General features: G+C 73.8%; 7 protein-coding genes. All 7 read right to left on the bottom strand.

Translation table 11 applies throughout. The features are described from left to right. Positions 1–3: 3 nt before the first annotated feature. A complete protein-coding gene (locus BLQ63_RS11930) occupies positions 4–1,143 on the bottom strand; it encodes a VWA domain-containing protein (protein ID WP_177154916.1) in 1,140 nt (379 codons plus the stop codon). After that, the gene (locus BLQ63_RS11925; protein ID WP_091034285.1) at positions 1,140–3,422 is read right to left on the bottom strand and encodes a DUF5682 family protein; all 2,283 of its coding nucleotides are present in this window, start codon (positions 3,420–3,422) and stop codon (positions 1,140–1,142) included. The genes BLQ63_RS11930 and BLQ63_RS11925 overlap by 4 nt, the downstream gene beginning before the upstream one ends. Next, a complete protein-coding gene (locus BLQ63_RS11920) occupies positions 3,419–4,510 on the bottom strand; it encodes an ATP-binding protein (RefSeq protein WP_091034281.1) in 1,092 nt (363 codons plus the stop codon). The genes BLQ63_RS11925 and BLQ63_RS11920 overlap by 4 nt, the downstream gene beginning before the upstream one ends. A 9-nt stretch (positions 4,511–4,519) precedes the next feature. Then, positions 4,520–7,786 carry a DUF4132 domain-containing protein gene (locus BLQ63_RS11915; RefSeq protein ID WP_143014857.1) on the bottom strand — a complete coding sequence of 1,089 codons (3,267 nt, stop codon included), beginning with the start codon at positions 7,784–7,786 and terminating at the stop codon, positions 4,520–4,522. Positions 7,787–7,909: 123 nt separating this feature from the next. After that, positions 7,910–11,110, bottom strand: a complete 3,201-nt coding sequence (locus tag BLQ63_RS11910; protein WP_143014856.1) for a DUF4132 domain-containing protein — start codon at positions 11,108–11,110, stop codon at positions 7,910–7,912. 69 nt (positions 11,111–11,179) lie between these two features. After that, positions 11,180–14,494, bottom strand: coding sequence for a DUF4132 domain-containing protein (locus BLQ63_RS29630; protein WP_091034269.1), 3,315 nt, complete (start codon positions 14,492–14,494; stop codon positions 11,180–11,182). Between the two features lie 70 nt (positions 14,495–14,564). Then, positions 14,565–17,888 (bottom strand): DUF4132 domain-containing protein, encoded by a 3,324-nt coding sequence (locus tag BLQ63_RS11900; RefSeq protein WP_143014855.1) that lies wholly within the window; start codon positions 17,886–17,888, stop codon positions 14,565–14,567. Positions 17,889–17,900 lie beyond the last annotated feature (12 nt).

The following is a 17,900-nucleotide window of genomic DNA, read 5'->3' as shown; positions in this document are numbered from 1 at the left end:
GCCTCATGTGCCGAGCCTTTCCGCTACGAATTCGACCAGGTTGGAGGGGGTCATGGCGCCGATGTGGGCGCCGACGTCGGCCATGCGCCCGGCGAGTTCGCGGTCGTAGTTGGGGTTGGCGTCCTCGTCGAGGGCGGCGAGGCCGAGGAACTGGGTTCCCTGCTGGCACAGCTGCTTCGTGGTGTGGACGAGCCGGGACGGGTTGCCGCCCTCGTAGAAGTCGGTGATGAGGGCGACGATCGAGCGGCGGGGGTTCTCGATGAGCCCGGCGGCGTATTCGACGGCGCTGGAGATGTCGGTGCCGCCGCCGAGCTGGACCTTCATGAGCAGTTCGACCGGGTCGTCCACTTCGGAGGTCAGGTCGACCACGGCGGTGTCGAAGGCGACCAGGTGGGTCTTCAGGCCGGGGAGGGCGTACAGGCAGGCGGCGGTGACGGCCGAGTGGATCACCGAGCCGGCCATCGACCCGGACTGGTCGACCACGAGCACCATCTGCCACTGCTCCAGGCGTTTGGACGTGCGCGAGTGGAAGTGGGGCCGCTCGATCGCGACGCGCTGGTCCTCGGGCCGGTAGTGCTTGAGGTTGGCGCGCAGGGTCCGCTTGAGGTCGAAGTCGCGGGCGCGGCGGTGCTGGCTGGGGCGGCGGTTGCGGCTGCCGGTGAAGACGGTGCGGACCTGCACCGAGAGCTTCTCGACCAGCTGGCGCACCACCTCCTCGATGATGCGGCGGGCCGCTTCGAGGACCTGCGGGTTCATCAGGTGCTTGGTGCGCAGGACCGCTTTGAGCAGGGCCGGGTTCGGTTCGATGCGCGCGAGCACTTCGGGGTCGGTGAGCACGTCGTGGATCTCGTAGCGCTCCACGGCGTCGCGCTCGAGCCGCTCGATGGTCTCCTTGGGGAAGAGCCGGTGGATGCCGTCGAGCCAGTCGACGGTGGTGAGGATCGAGGGCTCGTCGCCGGCGCCGCGTTCGCCCGAGCGCGCGCCGCCGCGGCGGACGCCGCGCTTGCCGAGGTCGTCGTCGCGGCCGTAGAGCCAGTCGAGGGCGGCGTCGCGCCCGGCGTTCTCCTCGCCGAGGCCGCCGGTGGCGCCTTCGGCGGCGGGCCCGAGGATGAGGCGCCAGCGTTCAAGGTCGGCGCCCATCAGGACTCCGCTCTGCTCGTGGGGACGGGGAAGAGGAGGTTCTCACGCGCGAGGACGTCCTCGACGCGCGATTCGAGGGCCATGGAGGCCGCGACGGTGAGCGGGTCGACGTGGAGGCGCGCGGTCAGGTCGCGGGCGTCGCCGCCGCCGCGCAGCTCCACCACGCGCTGGGCGATGAGGCCCCGCTCGCGCGGGGGGAACATCGCGAAGGCCTGGCGCATCGCGGGCAGGGCGATGAAGAACTCGGCGTCGGTGAGGTCGGCGACCAGGTCGTCGACGGCGCCGATGACGCCTTCCTCCTCGGCGATGACCTCTTCGCGGGCGAGGGAGAACAGTCCGGCGAGCCAGTCGCCGAGCTGGTCGGGTCCCGAGGCGCCGTCGGCCGCGGCCGCCGCGTCGGCGGGCGCGCCGAGGGCCCAGGCGAGGCCGAGGGCGCCGCCGCGCAGGTCCGGCGGGGCCTGCGGGTCGAGTGCGATCCGGTCGGCCGCGCGGGTCACCGACTGGGGCGGCGGCGCCAGTCCGGGCGCGTGGCGCACCGCGTCCCGCAGCGCGCACAGGGCCGCGAGCCGGCCGAGGTCGGCCGGTCCCGGCGGCGCGTGGAAGCCCTCGACGAGCCACAGGATGCGGTCGCACCCCGACGAGACGACCGCGGTGTACAGGTCGCTCCCGGCGGTGCCGAACAGGTGGTCGTGGCGCCACAGCGCCAGGGCCACCGCGAGGGCCCGGCCGACGGCGGCGACGTCGCCGCTGTCGGCGACGGCCGACTCGACGGCCTGGCCGAGCCGGTCGGTCAGGCGGGCCCGGCCGCACAGGGCCGCGTCGAAGAGGATGGCGGCCAGCACGTCCAGGGCGCCGTCGCTGTCGGCGCGCTGTTCGAGCACGGTCTGGGCGGCGTCGCCGAGGGTCGCGCCGAGCGCGCCCGCCTCGATGAGCGACGGCAGGCGGTCCTCGTGCGGCTGCAGGGACCACTGCTCCTCGGCGGTGACGTCGGCGCCGGCGTTCGGGCCCGCGCCGCGGCGCACTCCGGGGATCTTCAGCAGCCGCAGGCAGTGCAGGACGCGGCTGCGCGCGAGGTCCTTCGGCTTGGTGAGGTCGAGCGTGAGGGTGCCGTCCCGGTCGAGGCCGAGGCGTTCGATCTCGGCCTCGGCGTCGGCCACGAGCGGCGGGGCGGGCGTCTCGGGGTGGAGGCGCCCGACGCGCTCGCCGGTGAGGGCGGCGGTCATCTCGACCACGACCGGATGCGTTCCGGCCGTGAGGGTTCCGCGCCTCGTCCACGGCAGCGGCTGTTCGAGGTCGTCGCTGATGAGGGCGCTGGCGAGGCCGTCGAGGAGGTCGGTGCGACCGGGCCGGGAGTGGCCCCGGAGGCGGGCGAGCCCGTCGGTGAGGCTGCGCGCGCCGATGAGGTCCGAAGTGGAGACGTGGAGTCCCTTGCGGCGCAGGCGCGCGGTGATGCGCTCGACGAGGCCGCCGGCCGCGGCGTCGGGCCCGTCCTCCCAGAGCCGCTGGTAGTACTCCGGCGAGGGCATCCCGGACTGGTAGCCGGCGAACGAGTCGAGGCGCCGGAACGAGTAGGGCACCAGGAAGCCGCCGGTCTCCGTGCCTTCGGCGGGGAGCGGGACCTCGGGGGCCTCGGCCGGCCCGGACTCGGCGAGGCGGCGCAGCGCGGGGGCGTGGAAGCCGCCGCACACCACCAGGACCGGGCCGTCGGTCTCGGCGAGCGCGGCCCGGATCCACTGGGCCATATAGGCCTCGCGGGCGGTGTCGGACTCGCTCGCGTCGGATTCGCCGCGCACGAGGTCGAAGTACTCGTCCAGGCGTTCGGCGAGGCCGTCGGGTTCGGCGATCTCGACGAGGTGGTCCCACAGCGCGTCGGTGTTGTCGACGGAGAAGGCGCGGCAGAGCCGTTCGGCCGCTTCGGCGTAGCGGCGCTCGGCGTCCGAGTAGCGGTTCTCGACGCCCTCGAAGGACTGGTGCCAGGCCGGGAAGTCGATGAACCGGACGTCGGCGCCTACACGGCGGCCCTCGCTCAGCGCGATCCACTCGGGCGAGTAGTCGCACAGCGGGGTCCACGAGCGGCGGACGGCGAGGTCGGCGCTGGCGTAGGAGTAGATGGCGACGGGCAGCTCGTGTTCGAGCGCCAGCTCGCCGAGCCGGTCGTTGAAGTCCGCGGGGCCCTCGATGAGCACCGCGGCGGGCCGCAGCCGCTCGATCCGCTCGGCGACCAGGCGGGCGCAGGCGGGCGAGTGGTGCCGCACGCCCTGGACGTGGAGTCGCTCGATCATCCGGGCAGCAGGTTCCGGGCCTGGTAGAGCGACTGCCAGTGCGGGCCTTTGCGCTTGGGGGCCTTCTGCTCCAGGTAGCGGCGCAGGCGCGCGAGGTCGTCGGCGTTGTCCTTGGCGGCGGCGCCGGCCATGCAGTCGACGATGTCGCCCGCGTCGGCCTCGCCGCCGCGCAGGTACCAGGCCTTGATGCCCACGGCGTGGGCCACGGACACGGCCTCGGCGGTGGACATGACCGCCTGCGGGCGCCCGCTGCCCTGGTCGCCGGAGCGGAGGTCGCGGAAGACCCGCACGAGCACTTCGAGGACGTCCCGGTCCGGGGGCGCGGGCACGCCGGAGCGCGCGAGCGCGGCGGCGGCCTCGTTCTCGACCAGGTCGAGTTCGGTCTTGAAGTCGGCGATGGGGAAGACGGTCTCGAAGTTGAAGCGGCGCTTGAGGGCCGCGCTCATCTCGTTGACGCCGCGGTCGCGGGTGTTGGCCGTGGCGATGATGTTGAAGCCTTCGCGGGCGAAGACCATCGGGTCGGCTTCGAGTTCGGGGATGGCGAGCACCCGGTCCGACAGGGGCGACAGCAGGGAGTCCTGGACTTCGAGGGGGCAGCGGGTGATCTCCTCGAAGCGGACGACGCGGCCCTCGGCCATGCCCCGCAGGAGCGGCGCGGGCACGAGTGCGCGCTGCGTGGGGCCCTCGGAGACGAGCAGGGAGTAGTTCCAGGAGTAGGCGATCTGGTCCTCGGTGGTGGAGGCGCCGCCCTGGATGGTGAGGGTGGAGTCGCCGGAGACGGCGGCGGCGATGAGCTCGGACAGGAGCGACTTGGCGGTGCCGGGCTCGCCGACGAGCATGAGGCCGCGGTTGGTCGCGAGGGTCACGAGCGCGCGGTCGATGAGCGAGGGGTCGCCGACGAACTTCTTCGCGATGCCGCGCGACTCGTCGCCGACGACGAAGGTGCGGGCGGCCTGGAGGCTGAGGGCCCAGCCGGGCGGACGGGGCGCGTCGTCCTCGGCGGCGAGCTTGGCGAGCTCTGAGGCGTAGCGGCGCTCGGCGGGCGGTCGCTGGAGGCGCGGTTCGGGTGTGGCGGCGGTGTCGGTCATGGCGGCCTTCTAGGTGAGGAGTCCGGTGGCGCGGGACAGCCCGGCCAGGATCTCGGAGACGGTGACGGGGTCGACGGCGTCGCCGCGCAGGGTCGGGACGTCGCTTCGGCGGTTCTTGGTGGTCGAGAACCAGATCGCCAGGACGCGGTGGCGCCCTTGCGGATCGGGTTCGGCGAGGTCGGGGCTGGGGTCGATTTCGGCCATGAGGCGGGCGCCGCCGGGCAGTTCGCGGTCGAACAGGTGGGTGCCGCGGCGGTGGGTGACGGACTGCTGCTTCCCGCCCCAGTAGAGGAACTTCCAGGTCATGACCTCGCGCATGGCGCCGAAGACGGCGGTGCGGCCGGTGAAGCGGTGGAGGACGCCGCTCTCGGCCTCTTCGGGGGTGAGGACCATCGCGGGGCGGGCGAGCTGGTCGAACGGCTGGAGGACTTCGTAGTCGGCGAAGACCTCGGTCCACCGGGCCAGGTCGGGGCCGAGCAGCGCGGGGTGGGCGAGGCGGACGCGGGCGTCGGGGCCCAGTTCGAACGGCTTGTCGTCGGCGTCGGCGAGGCTGCCGTCCTCGGCGAGGCGGAAGCACCGCGGGTCGGTGTCGGTCTCGCCGAGCCACAGGAGGCGGCGGGCGAGCGAGCCGATCACCGGATGGGCGGCGAGGCCGGCGAACTCGGCGGGCTCCCAGACGCGGCCGGTGTGCATGGCGTCTTCGAGGCGGCCGCTCTGGACGGTGATCTCGGCGGCGAGGTCCTTGGCGAGGCCGCGGAAGCGGGCCTGGGACGCGGCGGCGAGGGCGGGATCGTCGCGGACGCCGGGTTTCGGCGGCTTGGCGCGGGTCTTGCCGGAGGCGTCGGTGACGCTGAGGTTGAGCCGGTCGTCCACGTCGACGCGGAAGGAGCGCGGCCCGAAGTCGAGCGTCAGCGCCTCGTCGAGGCCCAGGCGCGGGGCGCGGCGGTCGGCCAGCGCTTCGGGGGCGTCGCCGAGCCGTTCGGCGACGATCGCGCAGCGGCGGGCGGCGGCCTCGCGCACTTTCGGCTGCTTCGCGGTGCGCGACAGGCGGTGGAGCGGGTCGAAGGCGTCTTCGGCGGGCAGGGCGGTGAGCGTCTCGAGTGCGATGTCCGTCCACTCGGGATGGCGGGCGTGCCAGCGGGGGGCGTGCTCCTCGATGAGGCGGGCCGCGTCGGCGCCGCCGAAGAGCGCCAGCTGCTCGACGGCCCAGAGGTCGCCGTCGGGTGTGCCGGCGCTGATCCACATCTCGGCCAGGGCGAGTGAGAACCGGGCGAGCGATTCGCGGTCGAGGCCGGCGGCGGCGAGCGCGACCCCGGGGTAGGGGACGCGGGGCGCCCACTGGGAGAGGACGTCGAACAGGTTGATGACGGCCCTGCGGCCGAGGACCGCCGAGCGGTCCTTCAGCAGGACCGGCGGCAGGTGGTCGGGGTCGGCCCACGGCCGCGCGTTGGGCGCGCTCAGCAGGGGCTGGGTGAGGTCGGGGTCGAGGACCGCGTCGACGGCCGCGACCGCTTCGGGCCCGTGGGGTTCGACGGCGCGGAGCACGGCGCCGGTGCCGTGGCGCCAGGCGACCAGGCGCAGGCCCGCGCGGGCGGTGGTGCGCTGGTAGGCCTTGGGGCCGAAGGCGTGCGGGACGAGGAGGGTCGCGGCGTGCGGCCCGTGGCGGTCGAACCAGTCGAGTGCGGCGCTGCGGCCGTTCTTGATGCGCACGAGCCAGTGGGCGGCGATCTCCGCGGCGGCGGCGCTGCGGATCGGCGTGAGGGCGCGGCCGTGCCAGGGGGCGCGGCGCACGGCTTCGGCCACGTCGTCGGCGATGGCGGGGCCTTTGCGGGCGAGCTGGGCGAGGCCGCTGTCGCCGAGGTTGAGTCCGTCGCGGTAGCCGGCGAAGTGGTCGTCGTCGCCCCAGAATTCGTCGTCCCATTCGATGACGTTGGGTTCCAGTGCCAGGGCGCGCTCGTGCTCCCCCGGTCGGCCGACGATCACCGGGTCGGGAGCGGTGAGCCCTTCGATCGCTCCGGGGGCCTTGGTCTTGCGGCGCTCGTTCCACGACGGGGAGACGAGGATGGCGGGGAGCCGCTCGGGTTCGGCCTCGGGCAGGCCGGTGTCGGCGGTGAGCGCGGCGAGGGCGTCGCGTTCGGCGCCGGTGAGCCCGGGGGCGGTCAGGCAGGCGGGCGACGCGGCGACGAGGGCGGCCAGGCGCGCGCGCTCCAGCGGTGTGGCGGTGGGGAGGCGCGCGGCGGTGAGGCGGGCGGCGCGGGCGGGGAACCGGGAGGCGGCCTCCGCCGCCGCGGCGGCGGCGCGGGGTTCGGCGCCGCGGTCGAGCAGGAGCGACATCGCCTCGTCGGCGGGGAACACGGCGAGGCCGTTGTACAGCTCGCCGCGGGCGGGGCCGGCGATGAGCTTGTACTGGAGGGACTTCTCGATGACGGGCAGGGCCGCGCGGCCGAGTCCCGCGATGGCTTCGGCGACGGCTTCGCGCGAGACGTAGTAGGGCTCGAAGGCCTTGCGGCCGATGAGTTTCAGGTGGGCTGGTGTGCTGACGAGCGACCAGGTGAGGCGTTCGACCAGCGTGCTCTCGCGCGGCAGGACGCCTTCGGTGAGGACTTCGGCGGCCCAGTCGGCGCGGTCGGGCACCAGGAGCGAGGCGGCGAGGCGCTTGAGGGGCGTGTCGCGGTGCTCGGCGGCCCGGGCGCAGATGCGGGCGTGCTCGGCGTCGTCGGCGGCGGCGACCAGGGCGCGCACCGCGGCGAGCGGGCCGTCGCCGGGGGCCCAGACGTTGATCTTGTTGCGGAAGTACATGGGTACGACGGGGCGGAGGAAATGGCCCTTCTGGCGGTGGGTCGTGCTGGTCGCGGCGAGGTCCTCGATCGCGGCGGCGACGGCGAAGGCCGGGCCGTGCTCGGCGACCCAGGAGTCGAGGCTCTCGCGGATCGCGGCGTGGGAGAGGACGAGGCGGTCCTTGCCGATGCCGGCCGGCGAGTCCGATATGCCGTGTTCGGCGCCGCGCAGGATGATGGCGGCGACCGCGGCTCCGGCCGGATCGGGTCGGCCGCCGAGGTGTTCGCGGGCGCGCTCGGCGAGCGCGGGGTCGGTGAGTTCGTGCGACAGCACCTCGTCGACCACGTCCTGGTGCCGCTCGGTGAGGGTCGCGAGGTCCTCGAACACGCCGATGCGGTAGGCGTGGCGGAAGCCGTCGCCGCGGCGGGGAAGCGCCAGCTGCCGCCACTCGGGCGGTGGATCGAATCGATCCTCTTGGGGCACAACGTGTTCGGTCATGTACTTCTTTTCATGAGGCGGTCGCGTCCACACGAGCATAGAGTCCGGGTGCGACATCGCATGCAGACCCGTGGGGCGCGCATGTACGAAGACGCCCCGGCCGTCGGCCGGGGCGCGCCGGTCTCACTCGCTCTTCGCGACCCGCGCCAGCGTCGCGATGACCTCGGAGAGCGCCACCGGGTCGGCTCCGGTCGGGAAGCGGACCGATTGCAGGACTTGGACTTCCTCGGCGTCGAAGAGGTAGCCGCCGCCGAAGCCCGGGGACAGGTCGACCTCGACCGCTCCCCCGCCGGCCAGGCGCCGCGACAGGCCGGACGTCCAGCCCGAGCCCTCCTTGCGGACCGGGCGCCAGCCCTTGCGGGTCAGGTTGAAGAGGGCGCCGGTGCCGCCCTTCCCGCCTTCGAACCGCGTCAGCCTCCCGGCCGAGGCCTCCGCCCCGGTGGGGGCGTGCACGGGCCGCGCGAGCTGGTCGAAGGGCTGGAGGATCTCGTAGTCGGCCAGGATCTCCGCCCAGACCGGGAGCGCGTCGCCGAGCAGGACCGGGTGCGCGAGCCGGATGCGGGCGTCCTCGGGGAGGGCGAGCGCGTCCTCGTCGGCGCCGGTGCAGGTGCGGTCCTCGGCGAGCCGGAACACGACCGCGCCCGCGGCCGACTCGGCCCGCCAGACCAGCCGCTTCGCCAAGTGCCACATCAGGGCGTGGTCGACCAGGTGGCGGCGGAACTCCGGGAGCGTCCAGGTGCGGCCGTCGACCATGGCCCGCTCCAGGCGCGGGACCTGCTCGGTCGCGACGGACTTCAGTCCTCGCGTGAGGCGTTCGAACCGCTTGGCGGCCTCGGCCGCCGCTTCCGGGTCGTCGTCCGCGTCCGGTTTCGGCAGGCTCCTGCGGACCTTGCCGCGCTCGTCGATCACGAAGGGCCGCAGGCGCTCGTCGAAGCCGACCTTGAAGCGGCGCGAACCGTAGCCGAGCTCGAGGGTCGCGTCCTCGCCCAGTTCGAAGTCGGGGACGAGACTGTCGGCCAGCTGCTCGACGTCCAGGCCCATGCCGGCGGCGATGAGGTCGATCTGGTCGGCCGCGGACTCCTTGAGCGCCTTGGAGTCGACGGTCCGCCGCAGCCGGTGGACGGCGAGCAGTGCCTCTTCGGCGTCGACGGCGCCCAGCACCTCCAGCGCGGTCTGGGCCCGCTTGACCAGGCCCGCGCCGGTCCAGGGCCCGATCAGCGCTTCGAGCCGTTCGACGGTGCCGGCGTCGGCGAACCGGGCGAGCTGCGTGAACGCCCACGAGTCCTTGCCGGGGGCGTCGGCGATGAGCCAGGACTCGAAGACCGCCCAGGAGAACTCGCTCAGGCTCGCGGCGTCGCAGTGCTCCTTGGCCGCGTCGAGGCCCGCATAGGGGATCGCGAGCGAATCGAGCGCCATCGCGCCGACGAGGTGGCCGACGGCGGCCCGGGGCAGGCGGTGCCCGCGCCCGGCGAGGAGCACGGGCATGCCGAGGACCGGCTCGACCCATTCGGGCACGCGGGGCGCCTTGCGGCCGTGGAGGTCGAGCGGGTCGGCGGTGAGGATCGCGGTGACGGCGGCCTCGGCGCCGTACCCGGCCGCGGCGGCCAGGACGGCGGCGTCGCCGTGGGCGCGGGCGAGGTGGCGCAGGACCGCTTCGGCGGCGCGCTGGGTCTTGCCGGCCGGGCCGATCGCGTCCGGGGTCAGCCAGGCGGCGGCGTCGGTGCCGTGGCGGGCGAGCCAGGCGGTGACGCTGGCGCGGGTCGAACGCAGGCGCACGAGCCAGTCGGCCGCGATGCGGGCCGCCTCGACGCCGCCGATCGGCGGGAGCGCCCGGTGGTGGCGGGGCGCCTTGGCGAGGGCCGCGAGCACTTCCGGCACGGCCTCGGCTTCCCCTTCGGCGAGGCGGCGGCGGGTCTCGTCGACGATCTTGCCGCCTTCGGCCCAGGTCTCGCGCTCGCCGTCGCGCCAGCGCAGGACGGCCGCGTCGACCGGCGCGACCTCGATGACGGTGCGCTTGACCTTGGGGCGCTTGAGGGTCCAGGGCGGGTTCGCGAGGAACGCGGGGACGTCCGGGGTCTCGGGCGGGGCGTCGTCCAGGTGCACGAGGCGGTCGATCGCCTGCCGCACTTCGGGTTCGGCGGCGGCGACGGCTTCGGCGAGGGCCGGGACCGCGGTGGTCAGGTGCGCGTACCGCGAGCGCTGCGCCGCGGCGGCGCCGTCGGCGAGCCGGACGACGGCGCGGACGGTGCGGCGGGGGAACCGCTCCGCGGCGAGCCGGGCGAGGTGGGCGGTCTCCTCGCCGACCCAGCCGGTGAGGAGGTATTCGACCGCCGCGTCGTGGGGCAGGGTCGCCAGCATCGTCTTCAGGGTGCCCCTGCCTCGGGGTTCGGTGCCGCGGTTCAGGGTCTCGACCAGGAGGGGGACGGCGTCGGGGCCGCAGGACTCGAGCAGGGACCTGATCGGACGCTCATAGCGGTTGTACTCGTCCAGGATGGTGATGCCGGCGGCGGTGAGCTGGTCGATCGAGGTCACGCTGGCGATGAGCTGCTCCTCCACGCCCCATGCCCGGCTCTCCCATTCGGGGAACTCGTTGCACGCCTGGTCCACCCAGTCCTGCTCGGTGGGCATGACGAACGCGCGGGCGTGGCGCTGGCGGTGGTTGCGGCCCAGCGGCTCGAACAGCTCGCGGTAGCGCCGGTACTCGGGTTCGGGCACGCCGGCGAGCATCTCGCGGACCCGCTGGGTCTCCATGCCGCGGCCCCAGGCCCCGCCCGCCGGAATGGTCGGGGCGAACTCCACGGCGGGCTCGTCGGAGCCGTTGTTGTAGTGGTGGAGCGGCTGGCGGAACCGGGCGCCGATGACGCGGACCGCGCTCTGCTGGAGCACCGCGCAGGCGGCGAACTCGGGGCCGTGCTCGCCGTGCCAGGCGTCGTACTGGACGTAGCGCCGCTCGCCCCACAGCTTGGCGCCCACGGCGAAGGCGATCTCGAAGACCGCGGCGGCGCCGAGCGGGTCGGGTTCGCCGTCGAGGTAGGACCGCATCGCGGCACCGATGGCCGGGTCGGTGGTCGGGGACTCGATCGCGGTGCGGAAGCTCTCGCGGCGCTCGTCGAGGCCGATCCGGTGCCAGAGGTCCACCATGTAGTCGCGCGGCGGGTCGACCGGGGTCGCGGAAGGGCGGCCGCGGCCGGTCGGCGGTCGCAGGTGCGGGGCGTCCGACCCGTCCTGGTCCGCGTACAGCGTCCACCGCTCGAAGACGTCCTCATCGGCCTCGAAGTCCGGGACTCGCGACTGGTCCTGCTGGGCGGCAACGGCTTCGGTCATCGTCTTCCTTCGCGCGTAAGGGGATGTCGCATCGAGCATAAGCGCTGGGTGCGACATCCCCGGCGGGACTCAGGAGCCGGCGGTGAGGCGCTCCAGCGCGACCAGGATCTCGGAGGCGGTCAGCGGGTCGATGCCCTCGGGCATCCGCTGGGTCTCGCGCGATCGGTCGTACCAGTAGACCTCGCTGTGCCCGATGTGGACGCTCTCGAGTTTCTGGACCGGGTTCTCGGCGATCATGCCGACCCAGATGCCCGGGCTGAGCGCGATGGTGACGTACCCGCCGCTGGGGAGCGGGTAGTGGATGCCCGGTTCGACGCCGCCGTCCTCGGGCGCGGCGCGGCGCCAGCCGCGCTTGGTGAGGCCCAGGAGGCGGCCGACCTCGACCTGCTTGTCCTCGAAGCGGGTCAGGTGCCCGGTGGCGAGCTCGTCCTCGGTGAACGCCATGACCGGCCGCGCAAGCTGGTCGAAGGGCTGGAGGATCTCGTAGTCGGCGAGGACTTCCGCCCACGCGTCGACTTCCTTGGGCTCCATGTGGATCGGATGGGCGAGGCGTACGACGGCGTTCTCGGGCAGGGTGAACGCGTCGTCGGCGGCGTCGCTGTAGCTGCCGTCCTCGGCGATGCGGAAGCCGGTGCGGGCGCCGTCGGCCTCGGCGAGCCACACGAGGCGGCGGGCCAGGTGCTTGACGAGGGGGTGCTCGGCGAAGAAGCGGCGGAACTCGTCGGCATTCCAGGTGCGGGCGTTGACCATCGCCGCCTCGAGCCGCGAGACCTGGTCCGAGGCGGCGGTCCGCAGCTCCTTCTTCAGCAGTGAGAAGCGCTGGTAGGCGGCATCGGCGACCGCGGCGTCGTCCTTGGCGCCGGGCTTGGGGAGGCTCTTGCGGGGCTTGCCGTCCTCGTCGGTGACGTACGGCTTGAGCTGCTCGTCGAAGACCACGGTGAACTTGCGCGGACCGTAGTCGAGGACCAGGGCCTCGTCGCCGAGCCCGAAGCCGGGGACGAGGCGGTCGGCGAGCTGGTCGCGGCTCAGGCCGAGTTCTGCGGCGATCGTCTCGATCTGGACGCCCGCCTCCTGCTTGAGCGCCTTGAACTTCACCTTCTCGGCGATGCCCTGGATGGCCCGCAGGGCCTCCTCGGTGCCGATCGCGCCGAGGACGCCCAGGCCGTTGACGGCCCGCTTGTGCTGGCTCAGGCCCGGCCATTCGCGGATCTTCGGGGCGAGCAGGCGCACGGTGTCGTCGTCGGCGAAATGGGCGAGCTGGGTGAGCGCCCAGCCGTCCTTCGACGGCCCGCCCTCCGCGAGCCACACCTGGAACAGGGCCCGGCTGAACCGGGCGAGCGACGCGCGGTCGCAGGCCTCGGCGACGACGTCGAGTCCCGCGTACGGGTATTCGGGGGTCGTCAGGGCGAGCACGGTGATGAGGTGGCGCACCGACTCGGCCGGGAGCGCGCGGTCGCCGGCCAGGACCTGCGGCAGCATCGCCGGGTCGGCCCACGCGCCGGGCTTGGGGAGCTTCACGCCGCGCGGTTCGAGCGGGTCGCCGTCGAGCAGGTCCCGGATCGCCGCCGCGGCGTCGTCTCCGTAGGACGCGGCGGCGGCCTCGACCACCGCGTCGCCCTGGCGAGCGGCGATGAACGCCAGCGCGCCTTCGGCGACCCGGCGGGCCCGCTTGTCGGCGCCGAGGGCGTCGGGGACGAGCATGCGGGCGCCCTCGGTGCCGTGGCGGTCGAACCAGGCGACGGCGCTGGCGCGCGCGGACTTGAGGCGGTCGAACCAGTCGGCGGCGAGGCGGGCCGCGTCGAGGCTGAGGATCGGCACGAGCGCGCGGTGGTCGGCGGCGTTCTTGCGCAGGTGCACCAGGATGCGCTGCGCGACGTCGGCTTCGAAGCGCGAGAGGACCACGTTGATGTCGCTGGAGGTGTACGGGGCGAACGCGCCGTCCCACTTCTCCAGGGCCTCGGCGGCGATCGCCAACGGCGCGTAGGCCAGGGCGATCGCGTACATGCGGCCGTCGTGGTGCTTGCCGGCTCGTCGGATGGAATGGTGCCAGTCGTCTTCGGTGTGGTTGCGGAAGTAGTTCGCCTCGGGGACGGACCAGCGTTCCCGCTCGCCCTCGGCCCAGGTGACGGCGATGCCGTCTGGCGCCGCGAGGCCGTCGAGGACGACCGGCTTGGTCTTGGGCCGCTTCTTGGTCCAGGGCGGGGAGGTCAGTAGTGTCGGCAGGTCGTCAACGGCCGCTTCGGGAACCGATGAGCAGGCGAGGAGTGCTTCGATCGCGGCGCGGTCGGGGTGCGCGGCGCGGACCGCTTCGGGGACGAGCGCGGCGAGCGAGGCCAGGCGCGGCCGCAGCTCGGGGGCGAGGGCGGCGTCGGCCGCGGCGATGGCGCGCAGGGCGCGGCGGGGGAAGCGCGCGGCGGCGCTCGCGGCGGCCCGGTACACGCCGGGTTCGGCGAGGTTGCCGACGAGGTAGGACATCGGCTCGTCTCCGGGGATGAGGCCGACGGCTTCGAGCAGGTTGGCGCGGCCGTCTCCGTCGACCTGCTGGCGCAGGGTCGCGGTGAAGACGGGCAGGCTCGCGGCGCCGAGGTTGTGCAGGAGCGTGCCCGTCAGGTGGGTGCCGGCCTCCCACCGCTCGAGCTTCGACAGCCCCGCCGCGGTCAGCTGCTCGGAGGTGGAGACGAACTCCCACAGGATCTTGTCGGTGTAGTAGCCGTCCAGGTCCTTGTATTCGCGGCAGACCTCGTCGACCCACTCCCGCTGCTCGGGGAGCAGGAGGCCGACGAGGAAGCGCTCGGTGGGGCCGGTCCGGAACGCGGCGGCCGCGGCGACCACCGCCGCGTACTCGGCCTCGTCGGCTGCCGCGATGAGGCCGCGCAGGGCTTTGACGCCTTGCTGGACTTCGTGGAAGAGGGCGCCGACGTGGCCGAGGCGCACGACCGCGAGTTTGCGCTGCGCGATGTCGATCGCCTTGCCGCGCTGGTAGAGGTTCCACGGGTTCACCTGCAGGGCCGCGAGCGAGGCGGTGAGGGCGAACGCCAGGCCGTGTTCGAGGACCCAGGCGTCCAGCTCGGGTCGCAGCATCGAAGGGGACTTGTGCCGGTCGGAGCCGCGCAGCAGGACGGCGACGACGCCGGCGCCGTAGGCGTCGAGCCCGCCGTCGAGGTGGCGCAGGCCCGCGGCGGCGAAGTCCTGGTTGTCGGGCTGGGCCAGTGCGGCGCGCAGGTCGGCGTCGTGCGCTTTGGCGAGGCCGCGGAGCCGCTCGGGGGCGTCGGGGTCGAGTTCGACCGGGGGGCCGGTGCGGCGGCCGCGGAACGGGAGGAGTCCGTCCAGCCATGCTTCGGGGACGACCAGCCGGTCTTCTCGGGGTGCAACGGTGTCAGTCATGCGCGTCCTTCATGCCGCCGGGGGGATGTCGCTCCGAGGATAGGGCCCGGGTACGACATCCCCCGCGTTCCTATGCGGTGCCGGTGAGGCGGGCGAGGCCGCTGAGGGCCTCGGAGGCGGCCACCGGGTCGATGCTCTCGGGGACGGCGCCGGAGGGCGCGTGGTAGTACTCCTCGACCGCCGCGAGGCGCACGGTCTCGAGGGTCTGGCGGTCGTACTCGCGGACCGATCCGGTGTAGACGCCCGGATCGAGGCGGACGCTGACGCAGCCGCCGCCGGGGAACGTGTAGGCGATGCCGGGCTCCATTCCGGCGTCCTCCGGTGCGGCGCGGTGCCAGCCGCGGCTCGTCATGCCGAGGATGTGGCCGATGTCGACGGTGGCGCCCTGGAAGCGGGTGAGGACGCCGGTCTTCAGCTCCTCGTCGGTGAAGGCCATGACGGGCCGCGCGAGCTGGTCGAACGGCTGGAGGATCTCGTAGTCGGCGAACAGCTCGGCCCACGCGTCGACGGACGGTCCCAAGTGGATCGGATGCGCGAGGCGGACGACGGCCTCGTCGTGGAGCGCGAACGCCTCGTCGTCGGCGTCGCCGAGGGAGCCGTCCTCGGCGATGCGGTAGGCGGTCCGCTCGCCGCCGTGCTCGGCGAGCCACACGAGGCGGCGCGCGAGGTGGCCCGCGAGCGCGTGCTCGGCGAACAGCCGCCGGAACTCCGCGGCGGTCCAGGTGCGGCCGTGGATCATCGCGGATTCGAGCCGCTTCACGAGGTCGGCGGCGACGGCGCGCAGTTCCTTCTTCAGAGCGGTGAAGCGCCGGTAGGCGTCCTCGGCGAGGTCGGGGTCGTCCTTCGCGCCGGGCTTGGGGAGGGTCTTGCGGGGCTTGCCCGCGTCGTCGGTGACGTACGGCTTCAGCTGCTCGTCGAAGGCCACGGTGAAGGTCCGGGGGCCGTAGTCGAACCGCAGGGAGCCTTCGGCGCCGAGCCCGAAGTCGGGCACGAGGCGGTCGGCGAGCTGGTCGGCGGTCAGGCCCAGGTCCGCGGCGATGGCCTTGACCTGCCCGTGGGCCGCCCAGCGGATCGCGTCGAACTTCGCCTTCGCCGCGATGTTCTGGACGGCCCGCATCGCCGGCTCGGTGCCGATGGCGCCCAGCACCTTCAGGCCCAGGACGGCCCGGTGGTGCTGGTTCTCCCCCGGCCATTTCGCCACGAGCGGCGCGAGGGTGCGGACGGTGTGGTCGTCGGCGAAGTGCACGAGCTGGGTGACGGCCCAGCGGTCCTCGCCGGGCGAGCCCGCGGCGGTCCACAGGTCGAACAGGGCCAGCGAGAAGCGGTTGAGCGAGTCGCGGTCGCAGGCCTCGGCGACGACGTCGACGCCCGCGTACGGGTGGTCGGGGCCGCCGAGGGCGAGCACGGTGACGAGGTGGCGGACCGCGTCCTGCGGCAGCGCCCGATCGCCGTCCTTGAGGAGCACCTGCGGCAGCAGCGCCGGCGCGGCCCAGGCCGCGGGCTTGGGGATCTTCACGCGGAGCGGGGCGGACCGCTCGGTGCCGATCAGGGCGCGGACCGCGGCCGCGGCATCCTCGCCGTACTGCGCCGCGGCCCCTTGCACGACGTCGGGCCCGTGCTCGTCCGCGAGGTGGTACAGCGCCTCCTCTGCGGAGGCGCGTCGCCGCTTGGCCTTGCCGAGGGCGTCGGGGATGAGGAGCGCGGCGGCGTCGGGGCCGTGGCGGTCGAACCAGGCGACCGCCGTCTCGCGCACGGTTTTGAGGCGCGCGAAGCCGTCGGCCATGAGCCGGGCGGCCTCGAGGTTCGCGACGGGGACCAGGACTTCGCGCAGGCTCGCGTGGGTCGCGGCGCCGACGGCGACCTGTTCGGACACGGCCTCGCCGAAGCGTGAGAGGAGCTTCTTGAGGTAGGACATGGCGATCCAGTCGTCCAGGCCCTCGGCATTCCATCTGCCGGCGAGCGGCGCGGCGATGTCCCGGGGCGCGTCGACCAGGAAGCGCAGGCCCTGGTTCGGGCCGAGCTCGCCGTCGGCGAACCGCTCGGCGATCACGCGCCAGCGTTCCTCCGTCCGCTTCTCCGCGACGTCGTAGCCGACCTCCGACCACGCCTCGGGCTCGCCGTCGGCCCACACGACGCGGTTGATCGCGGGCGGGACGAGGCCTTCGACGACCACGGCCTTCACCTTGGGGGCCTTGACGGTCCACGGCGGCGCGACGAGCAGTTCGGGCAGGTCGGCGGGGTCGGCTTCGGGATGGCGCGCGCTGGCTTCGAACAGCGGCGCGACGCGGTCGCGGGTATCGGCGTCCAGGTGCGCCAGCGCGGCCCGGAGGACCGGGTCGGCGTGGACGAGGGCGGCGAGGCGCTTGCGGCCTTCGGCGTCGGCCCCGGGCAGGCGGGCGGCGACGGTGTGCAGCGTGCGCAGCGGGAATCGCTTCGCGGCCTCCATCGCGAAGGCGAAGATCCCGGGCTCGCCGAGGTGGTCGGCGAAGTACGCCATGGCCTCGTCGGAGGGCAGCACGGAGAGGGCCTGGTGGCAGGTCTTGACGTCGCCCGCTTGGTAGGCCCAGCCGACGCTGGCGGCGAGCACCGGAACGGCGTCGGTGCCGAGTCGGCGGACCAGACCGGCGACGATGGCGGAGGTGTGGTAGTCGTCCGACAGGACGGAGAGCCCCAGTGCGGCAAGCTGTCCGGTGGTGGTGACCGCCTCGCTCACCAGGGCCGCGGTGGCCCAGTAGTCGGCGTTCTCCTGAAGGTGCTCGGCGCACACTTCGTCGGCCCAGTCGCGCTCGTCGGGGACGAGGAGGGTCACCGCGAACCGCTGGGCGGCGGTGGCGCGGTGGCCGGCCAGGGCCGCGACGACGGCGGCGTACGCGTCGTCCGCCGCGGCCGCGAGCAGCGCCCGCATGTCGCCGAGCATGGAGCCGCTGCTGACCGAACGGTGCCAGGTGCCCCAGCTGAGTTCCATGCGCTGGAGTTCGATGGGACGCTGCGAGACCCACCCCGCGTACAGGGTGAGGTACTCGGCCAGGGCCCGTGCGGCGAAGGTGAGGCCGTGCTCGGCGATCCAGAGATGCAGGAGCGGTCGGGCCGGGTCGGCGTCGTAGCCGATCTTGCCGTTGAGCATCGCCATGGCGGCGGCGGCGCCGAGCGGGTCGGGCTCCCCGGCGAGCAGCGCCCGCAGGGAGGGGAGGAACTGCTCGTGCCGGGACGGGTCCAGGGCCTGGTCGAGCCATGCGGTCTCGGCGGTGAGGCGGCGCCGCCCGTTCGCGGCGTCGAGCCTGACCTTGTGGGGCTTCCCGGTGGTCCGCGTGGGTTTGACCAGCCGTTCCCAGGATTTCGGGAAGTCGAGCAGGTCTTCGTCGGGCAGATCCGTGGCATCGGTGGGGTTGGTCATGCGGGCCACCCT

This window comes from Glycomyces harbinensis (assembly GCF_900101745.1).
Lineage (GTDB): Bacteria > Actinomycetota > Actinomycetes > Mycobacteriales > Micromonosporaceae > Glycomyces > Glycomyces harbinensis.
This window is presented reverse-complemented; position numbering and strand designations above follow the sequence as displayed.